22 protein-coding genes, 1 tRNA gene and 1 riboswitch are annotated in these 17665 nt (G+C 63.8%); of the genes, 5 read left to right on the forward strand and 18 right to left on the reverse strand.

Features of this window, described 5'->3' with window-relative positions; genetic code table 11:
• Positions 1–28: 28 nt before the first annotated feature.
• The 11 genes from gcvP to fdhD all read right to left on the reverse strand — a co-directional run bounded on the left by gcvP (position 29) and on the right by fdhD (position 9510).
• Complete coding sequence (gcvP, locus tag F562_RS0105110) at positions 29–2896, reverse strand: aminomethyl-transferring glycine dehydrogenase (protein ID WP_018155859.1); 2868 nt, start codon at positions 2894–2896, stop codon at positions 29–31.
• 76 nt (positions 2897–2972) lie between these two features.
• Positions 2973–3067, reverse strand: a riboswitch (glycine riboswitch).
• Between the two features lie 17 nt (positions 3068–3084).
• Entirely contained in the window at positions 3085–3672 is a 588-nt protein-coding gene (locus tag F562_RS0105115) for a MerR family transcriptional regulator (RefSeq protein ID WP_018155860.1), read from the reverse strand.
• A gap of 155 nt (positions 3673–3827) precedes the next feature.
• Positions 3828–4328 carry a bifunctional nuclease family protein gene (locus tag F562_RS0105120; RefSeq protein ID WP_026181018.1) on the reverse strand — a complete coding sequence of 167 codons (501 nt, stop codon included), beginning with the start codon at positions 4326–4328 and terminating at the stop codon, positions 3828–3830.
• Positions 4329–4337: 9 nt separating this feature from the next.
• Positions 4338–4979 carry a transcriptional regulator FtsR gene (gene ftsR, locus F562_RS0105125; RefSeq protein WP_018155862.1) on the reverse strand — a complete coding sequence of 214 codons (642 nt, stop codon included), beginning with the start codon at positions 4977–4979 and terminating at the stop codon, positions 4338–4340.
• Between the two features lie 41 nt (positions 4980–5020).
• On the reverse strand, positions 5021–5470 hold the full coding sequence (locus F562_RS0105130; RefSeq protein WP_018155863.1) for an FHA domain-containing protein: 450 nt from the start codon (positions 5468–5470) through the stop codon (positions 5021–5023).
• Between the two features lie 83 nt (positions 5471–5553).
• The gene (gene gcvH, locus F562_RS0105135) at positions 5554–5943 is read right to left on the reverse strand and encodes a glycine cleavage system protein GcvH (protein ID WP_018155864.1); all 390 of its coding nucleotides are present in this window, start codon (positions 5941–5943) and stop codon (positions 5554–5556) included.
• Positions 5944–6049: 106 nt separating this feature from the next.
• Positions 6050–6787, reverse strand: coding sequence for a DUF881 domain-containing protein (locus tag F562_RS18140; protein WP_018155865.1), 738 nt, complete (start codon positions 6785–6787; stop codon positions 6050–6052).
• Between the two features lie 2 nt (positions 6788–6789).
• Positions 6790–7122: a small basic family protein gene (locus F562_RS0105145; protein ID WP_018155866.1), complete on the reverse strand. Its 333-nt coding sequence runs from the start codon at positions 7120–7122 to the stop codon at positions 6790–6792.
• Positions 7119–7967 (reverse strand): DUF881 domain-containing protein, encoded by an 849-nt coding sequence (locus F562_RS18145; RefSeq protein ID WP_018155867.1) that lies wholly within the window; start codon positions 7965–7967, stop codon positions 7119–7121. Before F562_RS18145 ends, F562_RS0105145 begins: the two co-directional genes overlap by 4 nt.
• Positions 7968–8014: 47 nt before the next feature.
• Positions 8015–8623, reverse strand: a complete 609-nt coding sequence (gene clsA / locus F562_RS0105155) for a cardiolipin synthase ClsA (protein WP_040385464.1) — start codon at positions 8621–8623, stop codon at positions 8015–8017.
• Between the two features lie 50 nt (positions 8624–8673).
• Positions 8674–9510: a formate dehydrogenase accessory sulfurtransferase FdhD gene (fdhD, locus tag F562_RS0105160; RefSeq protein ID WP_018155869.1), complete on the reverse strand. Its 837-nt coding sequence runs from the start codon at positions 9508–9510 to the stop codon at positions 8674–8676.
• A 49-nt stretch (positions 9511–9559) separates the two neighbouring features.
• Between fdhD and F562_RS21020 the strand changes: the two genes are divergently transcribed.
• Complete coding sequence (locus F562_RS21020) at positions 9560–9805, forward strand: DUF6457 domain-containing protein (protein ID WP_018155870.1); 246 nt, start codon at positions 9560–9562, stop codon at positions 9803–9805.
• Here F562_RS21020 and mobA read toward each other — a convergent pair.
• Entirely contained in the window at positions 9791–10375 is a 585-nt protein-coding gene (gene mobA, locus F562_RS0105170; RefSeq protein ID WP_018155871.1) for a molybdenum cofactor guanylyltransferase, read from the reverse strand. The genes F562_RS21020 and mobA overlap by 15 nt on opposite strands.
• Before the next feature lie 106 nt (positions 10376–10481).
• Here mobA and ald point away from each other — a divergent pair, with 106 nt between their 5' ends.
• Entirely contained in the window at positions 10482–11600 is a 1119-nt protein-coding gene (gene ald / locus F562_RS0105175; protein ID WP_018155872.1) for an alanine dehydrogenase, read from the forward strand.
• Here the strand turns inward: ald and F562_RS0105180 are convergent.
• Positions 11597–12559 carry a helix-turn-helix transcriptional regulator gene (locus F562_RS0105180; RefSeq protein WP_018155873.1) on the reverse strand — a complete coding sequence of 321 codons (963 nt, stop codon included), beginning with the start codon at positions 12557–12559 and terminating at the stop codon, positions 11597–11599. The two genes, ald and F562_RS0105180, sit on opposite strands and share 4 nt — an antisense overlap.
• A gap of 89 nt (positions 12560–12648) precedes the next feature.
• Between F562_RS0105180 and F562_RS0105185 the strand changes: the two genes are divergently transcribed.
• The gene (locus tag F562_RS0105185; protein WP_018155874.1) at positions 12649–13044 is read left to right on the forward strand and encodes a RidA family protein; all 396 of its coding nucleotides are present in this window, start codon (positions 12649–12651) and stop codon (positions 13042–13044) included.
• Positions 13045–13082: 38 nt separating this feature from the next.
• The gene (locus F562_RS0105190; protein WP_018155875.1) at positions 13083–13826 is read left to right on the forward strand and encodes a nucleotidyltransferase domain-containing protein; all 744 of its coding nucleotides are present in this window, start codon (positions 13083–13085) and stop codon (positions 13824–13826) included.
• A gap of 11 nt (positions 13827–13837) precedes the next feature.
• On the opposite strand, the gene F562_RS0105195 is transcribed toward F562_RS0105190, so the two are convergent.
• The gene (locus F562_RS0105195) at positions 13838–14206 is read right to left on the reverse strand and encodes a VOC family protein (RefSeq protein WP_018155876.1); all 369 of its coding nucleotides are present in this window, start codon (positions 14204–14206) and stop codon (positions 13838–13840) included.
• Positions 14207–14265: 59 nt separating this feature from the next.
• Between F562_RS0105195 and F562_RS0105200 the strand changes: the two genes are divergently transcribed.
• Complete coding sequence (locus F562_RS0105200; protein ID WP_018155877.1) at positions 14266–14724, forward strand: MarR family winged helix-turn-helix transcriptional regulator; 459 nt, start codon at positions 14266–14268, stop codon at positions 14722–14724.
• Between the two features lie 28 nt (positions 14725–14752).
• On the opposite strand, the gene F562_RS0105205 is transcribed toward F562_RS0105200, so the two are convergent.
• From F562_RS0105205 to der, 4 genes are all read right to left on the reverse strand, one after another.
• On the reverse strand, positions 14753–15049 hold the full coding sequence (locus tag F562_RS0105205; RefSeq protein WP_018155878.1) for a putative quinol monooxygenase: 297 nt from the start codon (positions 15047–15049) through the stop codon (positions 14753–14755).
• 148 nt (positions 15050–15197) lie between these two features.
• The gene (locus tag F562_RS0105210; RefSeq protein WP_018155879.1) at positions 15198–15815 is read right to left on the reverse strand and encodes a M23 family metallopeptidase; all 618 of its coding nucleotides are present in this window, start codon (positions 15813–15815) and stop codon (positions 15198–15200) included.
• A gap of 120 nt (positions 15816–15935) precedes the next feature.
• Positions 15936–16009, reverse strand: a tRNA-Pro gene (locus tag F562_RS0105215).
• Positions 16010–16085: 76 nt separating this feature from the next.
• The gene (der, locus tag F562_RS0105220) at positions 16086–17564 is read right to left on the reverse strand and encodes a ribosome biogenesis GTPase Der (RefSeq protein ID WP_018155880.1); all 1479 of its coding nucleotides are present in this window, start codon (positions 17562–17564) and stop codon (positions 16086–16088) included.
• Between the last annotated feature and the right edge of the window lie 101 nt (positions 17565–17665).

Genomic DNA, 17665 nt, shown 5'->3' on the forward strand with positions numbered 1-17665 from the left:
TGCCCCTAGTCGACGGCCATTTCGCCGCTCAGTCTTCGTAGGCCTCGGGAGGCGGGCACGTGCAGACCAGGTGACGGTCGCCGTATGCGCCGTCGACCCGGCGAACTGGAGCCCAGTACTTGCGTAGCGGGTCGACACCGGCCGGGTAGGCGGCCTCTTGCCGGGTGTATGGGTGTTCCCATTCTCCGGCTAGTGAGAGCGCAGTATGCGGCGCATGGCGAAGGACGCTGTCGGCGGCGGACACCTCACCGTTGGCCACGGCGTCGATTTCTTCGCGAATGGCGATCATGGCCGCGCAGAAACGGTCCAGCTCGGCCAGGTCCTCGCTCTCGGTGGGCTCCACCATCAACGTTCCCGCGACCGGGAAGGACATAGTCGGAGAGTGGAAGCCATAGTCGATGAGGCGCTTGGCGACATCGTCGACGGTGACTCCCGTCTCCTTAGTGATGCCCCGCAGATCAAGGATGCACTCGTGTGCGACCAAGCCATCCTGTCCTGCGTAAAGGACCGGGTAAGACTCCCGCAGACGCGTCGCGACATAGTTGGCGTTCAACACGGCCATCTGGGTCGCTTTAGTGAGACCAGCCCCGCCCATGAGCCGGACGTACGCCCACGAGATCGGAAGGATCGACGCCGAGCCGAACGGCGCGGCTGAGATCGGGCCGACGCCCGTCGTCGGGCCCGCGTGTTCGGACAGTGGGTGATTGGGCAGGTAGGGCGCCAGGTGGCTCCGCACTGCTACCGGACCCACGCCAGGACCGCCACCACCGTGCGGGATACAGAAGGTCTTGTGCAGGTTGAGGTGGGAGACATCGCCACCGAACTCGCCCGGTTGCGCCAAGCCGATGAGGGCGTTGAGGTTGGCACCGTCGACGTACACCTGGCCACCCGCTTCGTGCACCAGCGAGCACAATTCGGTGATGGTGTCCTCGTAGACGCCGTTGGTGGAGGGATAGGTCACCATGAGCGCGGCTAGTCGCTCGCCATGCTCTTTGACCTTTTGCTTGAAGTCCTCCATGTCGACCTCGCCCGTGGGCGCGGTCTTGACCACGACGACCTTAAGGCCAGCCATGACGGCGCTTGCTGCGTTGGTGCCGTGGGCGGACGCCGGAATGAGGCAGATGTTGCGCTCGGCCTCACCGTTGGCCTGGTGGTACGCGTGGATCGCCAACAAACCAGCGAACTCCCCCTGCGAGCCAGCGTTGGGCTGCAACGAGACTGAGTCATACCCAGTGATCGCGCACAGCCACTGCTCCAGGTCCGTGATCAGTTCACGGATACCGACCGTTTGATCTGCGGGGGCAAAGGGGTGCAGGTTGGCAAACTCCGGCCACGTCACTGCCTCCATCTCGGTCGTGGCGTTGAGCTTCATGGTGCACGACCCGAGCGGAATCATGCCGCGGTCGAGTGCGTAGTCGCGGTCGGAAAGACTGCGCAGGTAGCGCAGCATCGAGGTTTCACTGTGGTGGGTGTTGAAGACCGGGTACTGGAGATAGTCCGATGTACGCACCAGCGCGCTCGGCCAATTCGGTTCTACCGGAACAGGCTTGGGCGAGTTCACCCCAAATGCTTGAGCGACTGACCGCAGGTCGTCATCTGTCGTGGTCTCATCGACGCTGACCGAGACATGGTCCCCGTCGACCTCCCAGATGTTGATGCCGCGTTCCAGCGCGGCTTGAACCACCGCGTCGGCGCGACCGGGGACCACCACGGTCACGGTGTCGAAGAAGTGGTCTGGCAGGACCTCGACTCCCCCAGCCTCAAGTGCGTCGTGCAGGGCGCGCGCCTTGGAGTGAACTGCGACGGCGATCCGGCGCAGACCGTCGGGACCGTGGTAGACGGCATACATCGAGGCCATGACCGCCAGCAGCACCTGCGCCGTGCAGATGTTGGAGGTCGCCTTCTCACGACGGATGTGCTGCTCGCGGGTCTGCAGCGCAAGCCGGAACGCTGGGGCGCCGACGGCGTCGACGCTGACGCCGACCAAGCGACCAGGAAGGGTACGTTGCAAACCATCTCGGACGCTCATGTAACCCGCGTGCGGACCGCCGAATCCCATCGGCACACCAAAACGCTGGCTGCTTCCGACGGCGATGTCGGCGCCCCACTCACCCGGCGGGGTGAGCAGCGTCAAGGCCAACAGGTCGGCAGCCGCCGTGACGAGTGCGCCCGCGTCGTGCGCCGCGGTCGCGAGCTGAGTCCAGTCGTGAATCGTGCCGTCCGCACCGGGGTACTGAACGACGACACCGAAAATGGCTCGCCCATCAGTTGCGGCCAACAGTGCTTCACCATCGGTGATTTCGCTCAGGTCAGCAACCACGACATCGATGCCGAGTGGCAGAGCGCGCGTGCGAGTGACGGCGATCGACTGTGGGAGCAACTGCGCGTCCAAGAGCAGAACGGCGTCCTGCGCCGCCTTACTGCCGCGGCGCATCAACGTCATGGCTTCGGCCACTGCCGTTGCCTCGTCAAGCAAGGAGGCGCCCGAGGTCAGCAAGCCGGTCAAGTCGCTGACAACCGTTTGGAAGTTGAGCAGCGCCTCCAGGCGCCCTTGGGAGATCTCTGGCTGGTAGGGCGTATAGGCGGTGTACCACGCCGGATTCTCCAGCACATTGCGCCGGACGACCGCCGGGGTGTGTGTGCCGTAGTAGCCCAGTCCGATCATTGAGGTCAGAACGGAGTTGCGCGACGCTTTCACTCGCAACTCGGCGATCGCGGCGGGCTCGGATGCGGCTGCCTGCAGTTCCAACGGGCGGCGCGCAGCGATGACTTCGGGGATTGCTCGTTCGATCAGAGCGTCCATTGAGGAGGCACCGACGACCTCCAGCATCCGCGTCTCGTCATCAGAGGTTGGTCCGATGTGGCGCTGGACGAAATCAGGGTGAACGTGCGTCATTACTCTCCCAGTCGCGATGGTCGATACGCCGCAGCGCATCGTCCCCCTCTGTCACGCATTCGTGTTCCAGAGTCGCCTGGCCCGAGCGGTCCGGTGGCCTGAGAGCTTGTGGGGAGTTTGCCCCTTCGGCGCCCCGCGATCAATGCGCGAGGACTCTCCCGCTCGGTGTAGACAGCAGGGTCAATCTATCAGCCGGTCTTAGCCTGTCGGCGAGCCCGCAACTCGTCGCCCGGGTGGTCGGCCGGGGTCTGCGCATCGGGCCGTTCGCTCGGCAGATCGGACAGCGTGCCTTCAACCTCACGCCACACGGTGCCGAGCGCAATCCCGAAAACACCTTGGCCGCCACGCATGAGGTCAATGACCTGGTCATCGGAGGTGCACTCATAGACAGAAGCACCGTCAGACATCAAGGTGATCCCGGCCAGATCGCTCACACCGTGTTCGTGCAGGGAAGACACCGCCACCCGGATCTGCTGCAACGAGACACCGGTGTCGAGCAGCCGCTTAATGACCTTGAGTACCAGGATGTCGCGAAAGCCATAGAGACGCTGATGGCCCGAGCCAGTGGGATTGCGTACGGAGGGTTCGAGCAGTCCGGTCCGCGCCCAATAGTCGAGCTGCCGGTAGGTCACCCCTGCGACACGGCATGCCTGCGCACCGCGATAGCCCGCCCCGTCGGTCATCGACTCGGGCAACTCCTCGGCGAACAATGCCTCCTGGAGCGGCTCCGGTGCTGATGACCGTGACGGTTGTGCTTCGCCCGCGTTGGTGGCCACGGTTACCTCCGACATGCGGGGCGGGATGGCCGCCCAATGGAATGGTGTGAACTGATGATGACGCTATGGGTGTGGGCGGGGCCGGTCAACGACCTCGCACTTAACGCCTCGGCGTGTCGCACATCGCGGCACATATCTAACCTTCAACTTGAGGTTTAGTCTCGTTCACCCGCGTCCTCGGCTTCGCCCGGTGGCTGCTCAAAGTCTTCTGCGGACACATGGTCGAGGAATTCCCTAAAACGCTCGACTTCGTCATCTTCTTCGTCGGGTACCACGACGCCCACCTCTTCAAGGACGCTGTCGTCGACCAAAATCGGCACACCCGCTCGTAGGGCAATCGCAATGGCGTCGGAAGACCGGGACTCGATGCGCCGATTGCCGTCGATGACGAGTTCGGCGTAGAACACGCTGTCCTCAAGTTTGGTGATGTGCACCGCATCGAGATGATGTCCAAGCTCGGACAGAAGGTGCGCCAAGAGGTCGTGGGTCAACGGCCGCGGCGGGGTGACGCCTTGCTGTGCGTAGGCGATAGCGCTGGCTTCGGCAGCGCCTACCCAGATGGGTACATGGCGATGCCCCTCCTCTTCGCGCAGCAGCACGATCGGATGGTTCGTGGGCATCTCCACTCGGACTCCGAGTACTTCTACCTTGCGCACGATGCCAGGCTACCGCTGCAGGTCAGCCTTCACGAGGGTGACGTGCAGTGCAAGACATGCCGCAGCGACTTCGGCGCGGCGTTCAGGCGAGCTTCCGGCCGCTTGTTCGACAAGGCCCGACTCACGATCGGCTGCCAGTCGGAAGGGCCGTAGGTGGCGACCAGTGAGGCCATAATCCGCCAGGATCCGGGCACTACGGGCCACGGCAAGGGCTGCGCCGGAGTAATGACCGCCACCGTCCGGACTGATCAGGTGGAAGGTTTCCAATTCTGCGACGGCATCGTGATCAAGTCCGGCGCCCTCGGCCAGTTCCGCGCGAGTCAAGCGAACATCCGCGACCGGTTCGGTGAGTTGTGCCGGCGTCGGCAGAGACTCGTCGACTTCCGGCGTCGGCGGAGTCGGGCGGCCCACCGGGCTGATGTCAGGTTCGAGTCCACGGTCGAACTTGTCGAGCGCTTCACGGATGACTTTGAGGGGCCAGAAGCGGTCCCGTTGTGCGGTGAGTACGAACCGCAAACGTTCAACGTCACGATCGGTGTATTCCCGATAGCCCGACTCCCGGCGCTGCGGCGACACTAAACCTTGGGTATCCAGGAAGCGCACCTTGGACACCGTGAGATCAGGAAAGTCCTCACGGAGAATTTCCAACACAGCGCCGATGGTGCGCCCACGGCCCCCGGGGGACGTTGCTGTCACGACGCCTGAGCAGGGCCACCGTGATAGACCAGCCGGAACTTGCCGACCATGACCTCATCACCGGTGCTCAAGTCAGCGGAGTCCACGAGCTGCATGTTGACATAGGAGCCATTGAGCGACCCCACGTCCTGCACCTGGAAGCCACTCGGGGTGCGGCGGAAGATGGCGTGTCGGCGCGAGACCGTCACGTCATCGAGGAAGATGTCGCTGTCGGGGTGACGTCCGGTGCTGACCTCGTCGGCGTCGAGCAAGAACCGCGCCCCGGCATTAGGGCCGCGCAGCGCGATCAATAGTGCTGTGCCTGGACGGAGCGCATCAACGGTGGCCTGGTCGGCCGAACCCAGTCGGTCGGCCTCACGGCCTGGAGCGATCTCGGCCTCGTTGAACTTAGGCAGCCTTGCTGTTGTGGGGTCGTCCAAGTTGTCGCTGTCGTAGTTGGACATCATCCACCTCCCATCTTCCTCATCGGGTGGTTTGCCTGACTTTCAGTCTACGTGTCGGCCACTGGCCGAGCACGGCGGGAGAGCGTTCAGCCCAAGGACTCCTGGTAGGCAGCAGAGTCCATGAGCGCGCTCACACCTGCAGAATCGGCGACCTTCATCTCGAACATCCACCCTTCGCCATAGGGGTCGGTGTTGACCTGCTCTGGTCCCGCCTCAAGGCCGTCATTGACACCCGTGATCTCACCGTCGAGTGGGGCGTACAAATCACTCACGGACTTGGTGGACTCGACCTCACCACAACTCTCGCCGGCGGTCACGGTGTCCCCTACGGCCGGAAGGCTGACGAAGACCACGTCGCCAAGAGCATCTTGGGCGTATGCGGTCACTCCGACGCGGACGACACCATCGCCCTGCTCCGCGATCCATTCGTGGTCGCTGGTGTAACGCAGGTTCGCGGGATATTCCAGGTCGCTCATGCGGGATGCTCCTCGTCAGTGTCGTGCAACTAGGTGGTGTGGCTAGGTGTGACGGCTAGCGCCGTACGACTAGCGCGCGGGTCAACAGTATGGACGATATTGCGGACTAACCCTCACCGTTCGGTCGAGCGTAGTCAGGGGCTTTGGACGGCCGCAATGCGGTCACGTCGACCTTCTTCTCCGAGGTGACTTCGACGCGCGCTCCGGCTCGCTCCAGGCTCTCTTGCACTCCCCCAGGTATGGCCATCGCCGTCGCCATCGTGTGCGCATCACCGATCGCCCGGATCGTGTACGGCGCCCGCACCACCTTGCCATCGATCACGATCTGCTTTTCGGAGTCCGTGCCGAACCACGTGCTCGCGATGATCCGGGCATCGTTGACCTGTATCGCTTCGGCGCCGGCGTCACGCAACTCCTGAATGGCGTCGAGCAGGTCCGGCGCCTTGACCGTGCCGCCTGCGTCCTGCACGGAGATGGTGATGCCTTGGCCGGTGGCCGCGGTGGTGCCGGCCAGGATGCCCAGCGTTGCGGCACGTTGTGTGACGGCCTTCTCGGCGGCACCGCTGCTACCGCTTCTGAGTTGGTCGCGCGTGCGCGTCAGGTCCTGCACTTCCTTGCTGAGGCGCCCGGACTGATTGTTGACGCTGCCCAGTAGTGCCACCAAGTCGCTCTGCCGCAGGTTCTCCAAGCCGCTCGTGCGCGTTTCCCGCACCTGCGTCACCATGGCGAAGCCCAACATCATCGCGAGCACCCCGGCGATCACATTGGCGCGCGTCGCTCGCGGTGCGCCCATGCGGCGTAACCGGGACCAGGGCGTGGTGCGCGGGGACTCAGTGTCAGCCATGGTCAGGCTTTCAAGAGGTGGCGTCGGATCGCTGCCACGTTGCTAAAGATGCGCAGGCCCAGCACGACGATGACGCCCGTCGACAGCTGTGATCCGACGCCCAATTGATCGCCGAGGTAGACAATGAACGCCGCCACCAAGACGTTCGAGACGAACGACACGACGAACACCTTGTCGTCGAAAATGCCGTCGAGCACCGCGCGCACCGCACCAAACACGGCATCCAAAGCAGCCACCACCGCAATCGGGAGGTAGGGCTGTAGCCAGACCGGGACGTCCGGCTCAAACACCAGGCCGAGTACGAGTCCGATGGCGAGACCGATTGCTGGGATCACTCGGAGACCTCCTCGGTCCTCGTCGCGTCGGTGGTTGTTGTCACCGGGCGGGCATGACGTACGGCTGCGGAATCGGATGCTGGGACGTTGACGTCTTCGTCCTGATTCTTCACGCGCACATCCATATCTACGTGTCGCTTCAGGCCGTCTAGATACCGGCCACCCGAACCGTTCTTGAAGGTTTCCCACAGGTCGCGCGGGGCGCCAATTGCTGTGATGACGTACGGCCGAGCTATGGGCCGGAAGTCGACCAGGATGGCCTCGCCGGCGAATCGAATCGCGGACAGCGACGTCAGCCTGTGACCGTTGATGCTGATGGCCTCCGCCCCGGCCTGCCACAACCCGTTCACCAGGATCTGGAGGTCTGAAGACGTGAGTACTTCTCGCGTCGTGCCGGCGGCCCGTGGGTCCTGTCCATTGCGCTGTTCGGCGGCGTCGCTGTCGTCGAGGGTGATGATTGATCCCGGGCCGGTCAGGGCCACGGTCCCAGCGGCAATCTCCTGCGCGGTCAAAACGGCAGCCGGCGACCCCGGGGGCGCCGCGGCTCGGAGACCACCAATTTGCTTGCGCAGTGTGGAGATTCGCCGTTCATCTGCAGACGAGGATTTCTGCCTTGACTCAATCTGGCCCACCAATTGAGCACGATCACCGCGCGCGGTCTCTTCCGGAACTCGCAAGGTTTGTGCCGCCACCACCAAGAGCAATCCGAGAGCCGCGCAGGCCAGGACGAGCACAATGCTTCGGTGCCCTGCGGCACGTTCCTCGCCGCGCGCGAGTCGAGCCTGCGCACGATCGTGATAGGACCGATCGAGTGGATGCTCCATCAGGTCAGTCAGGAGTGCCATGCTCTGCCCGACCGGCGCTCGCGGCCGGGGAACCCTCGTTGCGGGGCTCACACCGCGCGCCCTCGGAGGCGATGCGCCCGCACCATCCCGCGAATCTGCATGAAGTAGAGGAATGCTGCCAGCCAGTACAAGGCTGTCCCCCACCAGGCGAACGCCCACCCGACGGCGAGAGCGATCTCGGAAAGAAGCCCCGTGCCATCGCCGAGCAGAAGCAAGGGGAAGGCATAGATCAGGTTGAAGGTGGCGGCCTTACCGACAAAGTGGACGGGAGGAATCGGCAACTTGTCACGTCGGACCACGGGTGCCAGTGAGAGTACGGCCACGTCCCGCAGCAGAAGCAGTCCGACGAACCACCACGGGATGATCTCGCGGATCCCCAGGCCGAGCAGGGTGGACAGAATGTAGAGACGATCGGCTAGCGGGTCCAGGATTTGACCGACCCGAGAGACCAAGCCGTACTGGCGCGCGATCCGGCCGTCCAGATAGTCCGTGATACCGCTAGCCATGAGCACAATCAGGGCTGCTGTGTCGTGCTCCGTCAGGATCAGCCAGAGGAACACGGGCACCCCAAGGAGGCGTACCAGTGACAGGGCGTTGGGAATCGTCCACACAGCGTCGGTGACGCGCGGCTGATCTGCGCGTTCGTCGCTGCTCATGGTCACCCCACGATGCTATGTCGTGAGTGGGGCTTCGGAGGTCATGACCCTCACGTGACGTTGATACCAGTGACGCGTTCGTGACCTGCGTAGATGTTCATCGAGGTTCCGCGCAGGAATCCGACCAGGGTGAGCCCGAATTCGTGAGCCAGGTCGACGGCAAGCGACGAGGGTGCAGACACACCCGCCAGGATCGGGATTCCGGCCATCAAGGCCTTTTGTGCGAGCTCGAATGAGGTTCGTCCGCTCACCATGAGGACGTGGTTGCGCAGCGGCAGGTGTCCGGCGCGTAGCGCCGACCCGACGATTTTGTCGACTGCGTTGTGCCGACCGACGTCTTCGCGGAGAGCGACGAGGTCTCCCTCAGCAGTGAACAGCGCAGCAGCATGGAGGCCGCCGGTCTTGTCAAAGACTTGCTGCGCAGCACGCATCTGGTCCGGGAACGCGGCCAATTGCTCGGTCGTCACACGCGCTGGGTCGTCAGCAATGCTCCACGCAGCGGTGGTGCGTAGTGCATCCAAACTGGCCTTGCCGCAGACGCCGCACGATGAGGTCGAATAGAAGTTACGGGCCAACGCGAGGTCTGGCACGTCCACGTCAGGGTCGAGGTCGATCTCCAGAACGTTGTAGGTGTTCACGCCATCTTCGGTTGCACCTGCGCAGTAGCGGGCACCTCGAATGTCGTTCTCACTCTTGATGATTCCCTCACTGACCAGGAACCCATGCGCGAGATCGATGTCGTCACCGGGAGTACGCATCGTGATCGTCAGTGGGCTTCGGCCGAGCCGGATCTCGAGTGGCTCTTCGACCGCGAGAGTGTCGGGACGTCGAGACGCGATGCCGTCGCGCACTCGTACCACCGGTCGCCGTGTCGTCACCCGGCCCATACTCACCTTCATTCAGCGATTGACGTTCCGCACTGCGATCCTAAGTGTTATGAACCCTCTTCATGCGTGGCTACAGCAGGTCCAGGATGAACTCGGGTGCGATCTGGACCTCGACGCCGACCTCATCCTCGACCTCACCCGGGATGTGGCACACGGCGTCGAGCGGGCTGCCGCACCCCTGACCGCATTCCTTGTGGGCTACGCGGCGGGCGAATCAGGTGGCGGCGCGGATGCCGTGCGTGTCGCGACGGAACGGGTGACGGCTTTGGTCGAGCAGGCCTCAGATCCAACCTGATTCGCCATCCTGGCGGAAGGCGGCCAGGTCCAGAGGGGTGTCGATGTCGCGCCCTTCTCGCCCCTGTGCGGGCACGAGCCGGAGGTCAAGAGGGCGTAGGAGTTCGCGCATCGACTGTCCCGACCAGTCCGAGCGTTGGGCCGCGACAGAGGTCAAGGCCTCGGTGTGGATGGCCATGGCTAACTGTTGGCGGCCAGTCGAGTCAGCAAGGACGGCGCCGTCCCCGGCGGAATCAGAGCCGCTCAGTAGTCGGGCGATGGTCGCCGTGGTCACCCACGGCATGTCGACGGCGAGGACAACGACCTGGGGGCAGGACGCGGCCAGGGCCCCGAGGCCGCACACGATTGCGGCGGCTGGTCCGGCGAAAGGCGGCGACTCCCGTACGAATCGCACCATCCGGGCAGTCTCCAGCCGATCACCGAGAACGACTATCTCGCGAGCCGCAGCGGTGGCAGACACAGCGCGATCGAGGGTTGTTCTCTCACCCAGGCGCAGCGCGGCTTTGTCTGCGCCGCCGAGGCGTCGACCTCGGCCGCCGGCGAGAATCAGTGCCGCAAAGTCGGCTGTCACCTAATGATCTTGGCATGGTCGTGGGGCACTTGCCGAGTCTCCGCCCGAGAAGGCCCTCAGTGCAGCAGACTGGCTGGACTACGCCCATCTGACGGAAGGCACTCTTATGAAGGTCGGCATCCCCGCGGAAGTCAAGAATCACGAATACCGCGTGGCGATCACTCCGATTGGCGTCCATGAGTTGGTTGACCGCGGGCACCAGGTTCACGTGCAGTCTGGTGCCGGTGTCGGGTCCCAAATCCCCGACGAGGAGTACGTCGCCGCAGGCGCCCGGATTCTCGATGACGCGGACGACGTGTGGGCCAGCGCCGACTTGGTCCTCAAGGTCAAGGAGCCAGTAGCCGAGGAGTATCACCGGTTGCGGCCGGGCCTGCAGTTGTTCACCTACCTCCACCTGGCGGCAGACAAGCCGCTAACTGAACAACTGGTGGCCCAACAGGTCACCGGGATCGCCTACGAAACAGTCCAACTTCCCTCGGGTGTGCTGCCGTTGCTCTACCCGATGTCCGAGGTTGCCGGGTGCCTGGCTCCGCAGGTCGGCGCGCACGCACTCATGCGCGCTCAGGGCGGCCGAGGTGTGCTCCTGGGCGGCGTCGGCGGTGTGGCACAGGCCAAGGTGGTGGTGATTGGCGCCGGTGTCGCCGGCCAGAACGCTGCCAACATTGCACTGGGCATGGGTGCTGACGTCACGCTGCTGGATACCGACCTGGACAAGCTTCGAATGTCTTTCTGGCGATACAACAACCGGATTCATGGCCTGGCGTCCTCGCGCCTAGCGATCGAGGAACAGGTAACTCAGGCTGATCTGGTGATCGGGTCCGTCCTGATTCCTGGCGCGGCCGCTCCCAAGCTCGTCACGAACGACACCGTGTCGCGCATGAAGGCTGGCTCCGTGCTGGTCGACATCGCCGTTGATCAGGGCGGCTGCTTCGAAGACACCCATGCCACGACCCATGCTGACCCCACCTTTGAGGTACACCAGTCGGTCTTCTACTGCGTTGCGAATATGCCTGGTGCTGTGCCGAATACGTCGACTTATGCACTGACTAATGCGACCCTCCCCTATGTCGTTGCACTAGCCGACAAGGGCTGGCAGCAGGCGTGCCGTGACGATGCAGCACTTGCTCTTGGACTGAATACGCACGCGGGTTCGCTGACCAACGGCCCGGTGGGTCAGGCCGTCGGCATCCAGGCGGTCTCCCTCGAGACGGCGTTGGAGAGCTAGGTGTAGCGAGCTAGGAGGATGGCCGCGCGCTGGTGAAGCGCCGCACGCACGGCTTCTGGCTTGATGACCTCAACCCCGGTCCCGAGTTGCCAGATCGCCCAGGTCGCGTGGCGCAGGTCCTCGAAGGTCACCACGAGCCGGACCCAGCCGTCCCCCTCGGGTTTTTCGCTGCGTACCGAACGCACGAGGTCCAGGAGTGCTTCTCGGTGTCCGGCGGCGACACGTACGTCGACCACGAGGTGGTCCTCGGCGAGGAATCGAGCGCTGCGCTCGGCCCAGAGTTGATCCAAGTCGACCTGCGGCGCGCGCTCGGCTCGCTCTGTCGTCACCAGTGCCGAGACCATACGCGACAGGCGATAGGTGCGGTCGGCTCCGTCCTTGGCAGCGAGTAGGTAGGTCTGCCCACGCACCGTCACCAGTCCGATGGGATCAACCGTGTGCGTACGAGCATCTCGCCCAGGCGCGACGTAGTCGAACTGCAGTTTGTGTCCTGAGTTCACGGCTCTGCGTACCTGCTTCATGACTCCGTCGGCGAGGCGCTCATCGGCCCGGCCCCGGGAGAGCAAGTCAACTTCGGGTTCCAGGAGGAAGCGCTGCGCCGAGGTGTCCAGCGCCGCGCGGTCCTGCTCGGGCAGCGCCTCGATCACCTTGCGCATTGCCGTTCCCAGGGCTGGACTCAGGCCAAAAGCTTGTCGGCTCCGGCTGGTCGCGACCGTCAGGAGGGCCAGCGCCTCGTCCTGGTTGAGCCCGGTGAGTTCGGTCCGGAAACCGGGCAGCAGAGCGAACCCGCCGTGTCTGCCTCGCTCGCTATAGACCGGGACTCCAGCGGTGGAGAGCGCGTCGATATCTCGCAGCACCGTGCGCGGAGAAACCTCCAGTTCGCCCGCCAGGTCGTCCGCAGTCATCCGACCACGTTGACGTAGCAGCAGCACCAGGGCGACCAGGCGATCGGCTCTCATGGCTCAATCAATACCAAGAATCCTGACACAAGGTGTCATGAATAGTTGGCAACGTGCCTTTCACGCACCCCACACGCGAAGGACAGCCAATGCAACGAACTGCAGTCAACCCCGTGACCTGGTCAACACCCATGGGCTTCAACCAAGGCGAGCTCGTCAGCGGCGCGACCCGAACGCTCTACATCTCGGGTCAGACGGCCATGAATCCAGGTGGGCATCCTGAGCACGACGGCGACATTGGCGCACAACTGGCGCTGGCTGTCGACAACCTAGAGGGCGTCTTGATCGCGGCTGGAATGACGTTGGCCAGTCTGGTGAGGCTGAATGTATATGCGACCGATCTAGACGCGCTACTCCCCCAGTACGGTCTCCTGGCGGCCCGTCTAGGCAGTGCCGGGGTCGCGCCCGCGACCACGATGCTCGAAGTCGCTCGTCTGGCCATCCCCGGGCAACTGGTGGAACTTGAGGGCACCGCCGTCGATTAGGTGACCGGGTCGCACACTGCCTACTGGAAGGAACCCCGATGCCGCGCAATCTCGCAATTCCCACCGAGACGCTCGTCAAACACGCCCGAGCGGCGTATCCGCAGCTACTCGCGGTTGTCCTTGTGGGAAGCGCCGCCCGCGGCAACGACCACGACCTATCGGACATCGACATCCTCTGCCTTGGTGAGAATCTCCCGGGGTACGAACTCGGCGTCCTTGAAGGGCGATTGATCGCGCTGCAGGGTAAGGCGGAGGAAGCCGTGCGTCGCGATTTCGCTAACCCAATACTCTGTGCGCAGGCAGTTCCTTCCTGGCGCGACAGCCGAATCCTGCACGACCCGGACTACCGGGCAACCGCATTGCACCAAGAGGCAATCGACTGGAATTGGAACGTCGTTGACGCCGAGTTGGCTTCGACCGTGACCCGGGAGGTCATCGGCTACGCGGAAGAGGCTCTCAAACTCATCGCTGCGGCCCGTAGCGGGCACCTGACGGCCGCGGCCGTACAAGCCAACCTCATCGCCATTCACCTGACGCCTGTGATTGCGGCGGCGACTCGACGGTTTGTCCCGAGTGAGAACGCGCTCTGGGACGGATCGGCGGGTGACCCGGAGTGGTTTGCTGGACTCGCCGAGATTCAGGACGCGGACCCACGCCAGGCGGCCTCCGCTGCGCTCACGCTCTATCTCAAGGCGCTCGATGTGGCATCACCCGGCATGACGACTTCCCAACAGGCTGTGGCCGATCTCGTCCAGCAGCACGCCAAGAAGTTGATCCGCTGACCACGATCGAATCAGGCGCGATCGTGAAGGGTGATGTGGTAACCATCGGGGTCGGCGAAGGTAAAAGTGCGGCCGAACGGACCGTCGACCGGAGCACTCACGATGGGGTACCCATCCGCGTTAAGTACATCGTGGATTGCTTGAACATCGCTGGCGTGCAACCAGATTGCAGCACCAACCCCTGGCTGGGCGACGGTACTGAGGTCAGTGCCAGGCACGACTTCACGGACAGCAAAAGCAATCGGCGTGGTCTCGAACACCACGGCGTGCGGCGGACCAGACGAGGATCGGACCAGGCCGAGGTACTGCTCGTAGAACGCTTGTGATGCGGCGAGGTCTCGTACTTGAAGTGAGATGAAATCGGGACCGGTAGCGGGCATGTCTCTCCTTGACTCATGTCAGTTATGTGACATGCGAGAATGTATGTCAGACTACTGACATGAGTCAAGGTGGCATCGAGCTGGAGACTTCAATGGGTTACTTGCTCAAGGAGGTGTCGAGCGCCCTGCGCGTGGCCATGGAGGACGTGCTGCGCCCGCTCGGTATGTCGATCACTCATTACTCATGCCTGGAGTTGCTGGCGCAACGACCCGGCCTGTCGAACTCCGAACTCGCGCGCGGCACTTTCGTGACGCGGCAGTCAATGAACGTCTTGCTTCAGACATTGGAACGGGACGGTGAAGTGACACGACCCGCTGAAGCACCGGTCGGGAAGGCGCTCCCCACGCGACTCACGCCTCGCGGCCGCCGAAATCTCACAAGGGCCTCGGCCGCCGTGCGAGCAGTCGAACTCAGAATGTTGGCCAGCCTGACTGAAGCCGAGCAGTCGGAAGCATCTCGGGCGCTGCGCGCCATGGCGCGCTCACTGCGTGAGGCTCCCGCCGAGACAGGTCGATGAAGGGTGCAGAAGTAGTCGAGTGACCGTTTTAGTCGACGTTAAGCGGCGTGAGCGGGTGGATGGCCGGAGGAGCAGCCAGTTCCGACCCGAGCACCGCGAGGGCATTCTGGATGTGCGGGGTCTCCAGGTGCTTATCCAGATCAGCGGGGTCGCTCCACACCTCAACCGTGACGAACGTGCCAGCGCTGGCAGCAGACTCCGACAGGTCGTACGAGATGCACCCTTCCTCAGAACGTGTCGGCTCAACGAGACCTTTCATCGCTTCGCGGACAACATCCTCCGAACCGGGCTTTGCAGTGATCACGGCGACGACGTTGATGCTCATGCCGCCACTTTAGCCGCGCTGTGGCTGCCCCTCCCGCTACTGAGGTGTCCTGGTGGTTAGTGGTGGTCCAAACGCGGCCTATCGAACCCGCTTAGACCACCAGAAACCGAGCGACTTCCCAAGCCTGTGCTGCCATGCTGCTGGCGCGCTACCCGGTGACATCAATGACCTCCCCGTTGCGAGGCAGCGATCCCTTAAATGTCAGCGGTACGCCCTCGGCACGCTCAATGTCACGGGTGGAGATCGCCTGGACATGAACGTGCGGCTCGGTGCTGTTGCCAGAATTCCCGCAACGTGCGATCGCCTCGCCTACTCGCACATGCTGTCCGGTCTGAACCTCCAGACTCCCTCGCCGAAGGTGGCAGAGCGCGACCACTACTCCCCTGGCTTCGATCAGCACGTGATTTCCGGCAAGTGCCACCCACCCTGAGTTTGCTCGGCGTTGCTGGGTGAGGGCGTACCTGATTGAGGGGAGGCCGCGAAATGCGGCGTGGTCGGTTTCGGTCCCGTGCGCGGCGACGACAATCCCATCGACCGGTGCCGACAGGGCGCGTCCGAAGCCTGGGAACCTCTCCGGCGGCTCAGGACGCGCCAAGGAGCCGAGCGTGACGGGCGCGGTACGCCCAGCCGCGTCAACCGGAACGAAGTCGATGGCGTAAGACGAGGCGAGCAAAGCCGTGCCGTGACTAGGCACCCGGTTGGCCGGGCTGTTCTGCGCACGCCACCTGCCCGTGAAGGGGTAGTCCAGATCGATCGAGGTAGCCACGCGGCGCCTTTCAATCGGTTGGGCCCTTAGGTGTGACGTTCAGACGGCTCCCCCTAACAGCAACACCCGGACCTGCATTCGCAGGTCCGGGTGTTGTAGATCTCTTGCGAGATCACACGGTCGGGCTGACAGGATTTGAACCTGCGACCCCTTGACCCCCAGTCAAGTGCGCTACCAAGCTGCGCCACAGCCCGCCGCTTCGGTGGCCCGTGAAGACCTTCGAAGCGACCTGAACACTAGCGCAGGCCACCCCGTCTCACCCAATCGGGGTCAGCGTCGGCGACGCTTCTCGCGAACCCGGACCGACACCTCGATCGGTGAGCCCTCAAAGCCGAACTCTTCACGCAAGCGACGCTCCAAGAATCGGCGGTATCCGGCCTCGATGAATCCCGAGGCGAAGATGACGAACGTCGGCGGCCTGGTGGCAGCCTGAGTCGCGAACAGGATGCGTGGCTGCTTGCCGCCGCGTACCGGATGTGGTTGTCCCGCAACGATTTCGCCAAGGAAGGCATTCAGGCGTCCGGTGGGTACGCGGGTGTCCCACGAGTCCAATGCCAGCTCAAGTGCCGGGACAAGTTTGTCGACGTGGCGGCCGGTCTGGGCCGAAATGTTGACCCGCGGAGCCCATGCGACCTGAGCAAGTTCCCGCTCGATCTCACGCTCCAGATAGTGCCGCCGTTCGAGGTCGAGCAGGTCCCATTTGTTGAATGCCAACACGAGCGCTCGGCCTGCTTCAACCACTTGGCGTACGACGCGGACGTCCTGCTCCGCGATCGACTCCTCGGCGTCGATCAGAACGACGGCGACCTCAGCCTTCTCCAGCGCGGCTTGGGTGCGCAGCGAGGCATAGAAGTCCGCGCCTCGCGTCTGATGCACGCGGCGGCGAATTCCGGCCGTATCAACAAAGGTCCAGGTCTTGCCGCCCAGCTCGATGAGTTCATCGACCGGGTCTCGCGTGGTGCCCGCAACGTTGTCGACGACCGCTCGGTCTTCGTGGGCGAGCTTGTTCAAGAGCGAGGACTTGCCGACGTTGGGCCGGCCCAGCAGCGCGACGCGCGGCGGGCCCCCAGCGCGCGGGTCCACGACCTGAGTCTCCTTCGGCAGGACCGCCAGCAAGGCGTCGAGGGCGTCGCCGCTCCCCCGCCCATGCAGCGCGGACACTGGATAAGGCTCGCCAAGGCCCAGCGACCACAACATCGCCGCATCTGCCTCAACGCGTTGGTCATCCACCTTGTTCGCGATCAGGATGACGGGCTTCTTCGAGCGCCGCAGCAGGCGTACGACAGCCTCGTCGGTGTCCGTGGCACCCACTGTGGCGTCGACGACGAACATCACTGCATCGGCGAGTTCAATCGCGACTTCAGCCTGCTCAGCCACTCGCAAGTGAATGCCCTTGGCATCGACTTCCCAGCCGCCAGTATCGACCAGAGAGATCGCTCGTCCCGACCACTCAGCGTCATAAGTGACGCGGTCACGGGTCACGCCTGGAACATCCTGGACAACGGCCTCACGGCGTCCCAGGATGCGGTTGACGAATGTTGACTTCCCCACGTTGGGCCGGCCCACGACCGCCACAACAGGGCGAGATTGCGCCATCACGGGTGCCGAGGGTCCAGATTCTCCGGGCGCAAGGAGAGCCTGATCCTCCGGGCTCAGCTCAAAGTCATCGAGGCCGACGCGCAGCGCATGCTCGACGCCCTCGTGGTCATCCCCGGATTGCGAGGACGAATTGGGGTCTTGCTGGCTCACGACAACCTCACGACATGTGGTGGAACAGAAATAGGTAAGCCCCCATTGTCGCGCACGGATACGTGTGCTCGCGACATCCGCCGGGATACCGCGGGCTTGCC

Source organism: Demetria terragena DSM 11295, from assembly GCF_000376825.1.
GTDB classification, from domain to species: domain Bacteria; phylum Actinomycetota; class Actinomycetes; order Actinomycetales; family Dermatophilaceae; genus Demetria; species Demetria terragena.

Coding starts and splice junctions, on each gene's coding strand:
- gcvP (WP_018155859.1), bottom strand. CDS start 2,896: ATGACGCACGTTCACCCTGATTTCGTCCAGCGCCACATCGGACCAACC.
- F562_RS0105130 (WP_018155863.1), bottom strand. CDS start 5,470: ATGATGTCCAACTACGACAGCGACAACTTGGACGACCCCACAACAGCA.
- gcvH (WP_018155864.1), bottom strand. CDS start 5,943: ATGAGCGACCTGGAATATCCCGCGAACCTGCGTTACACCAGCGACCAC.
- F562_RS18140 (WP_018155865.1), bottom strand. CDS start 6,787: ATGGCTGACACTGAGTCCCCGCGCACCACGCCCTGGTCCCGGTTACGC.
- F562_RS18145 (WP_018155867.1), bottom strand. CDS start 7,967: ATGGCACTCCTGACTGACCTGATGGAGCATCCACTCGATCGGTCCTAT.
- clsA (WP_040385464.1), bottom strand. CDS start 8,623: ATGAGCAGCGACGAACGCGCAGATCAGCCGCGCGTCACCGACGCTGTG.
- fdhD (WP_018155869.1), bottom strand. CDS start 9,510: ATGGGCCGGGTGACGACACGGCGACCGGTGGTACGAGTGCGCGACGGC.
- F562_RS21020 (WP_018155870.1), top strand. CDS start 9,560: ATGAACCCTCTTCATGCGTGGCTACAGCAGGTCCAGGATGAACTCGGG.
- ald (WP_018155872.1), top strand. CDS start 10,482: ATGAAGGTCGGCATCCCCGCGGAAGTCAAGAATCACGAATACCGCGTG.
- F562_RS0105180 (WP_018155873.1), bottom strand. CDS start 12,559: ATGAGAGCCGATCGCCTGGTCGCCCTGGTGCTGCTGCTACGTCAACGT.
- F562_RS0105185 (WP_018155874.1), top strand. CDS start 12,649: ATGCAACGAACTGCAGTCAACCCCGTGACCTGGTCAACACCCATGGGC.
- F562_RS0105190 (WP_018155875.1), top strand. CDS start 13,083: ATGCCGCGCAATCTCGCAATTCCCACCGAGACGCTCGTCAAACACGCC.
- F562_RS0105195 (WP_018155876.1), bottom strand. CDS start 14,206: ATGCCCGCTACCGGTCCCGATTTCATCTCACTTCAAGTACGAGACCTC.
- F562_RS0105200 (WP_018155877.1), top strand. CDS start 14,266: ATGAGTCAAGGTGGCATCGAGCTGGAGACTTCAATGGGTTACTTGCTC.
- F562_RS0105205 (WP_018155878.1), bottom strand. CDS start 15,049: ATGAGCATCAACGTCGTCGCCGTGATCACTGCAAAGCCCGGTTCGGAG.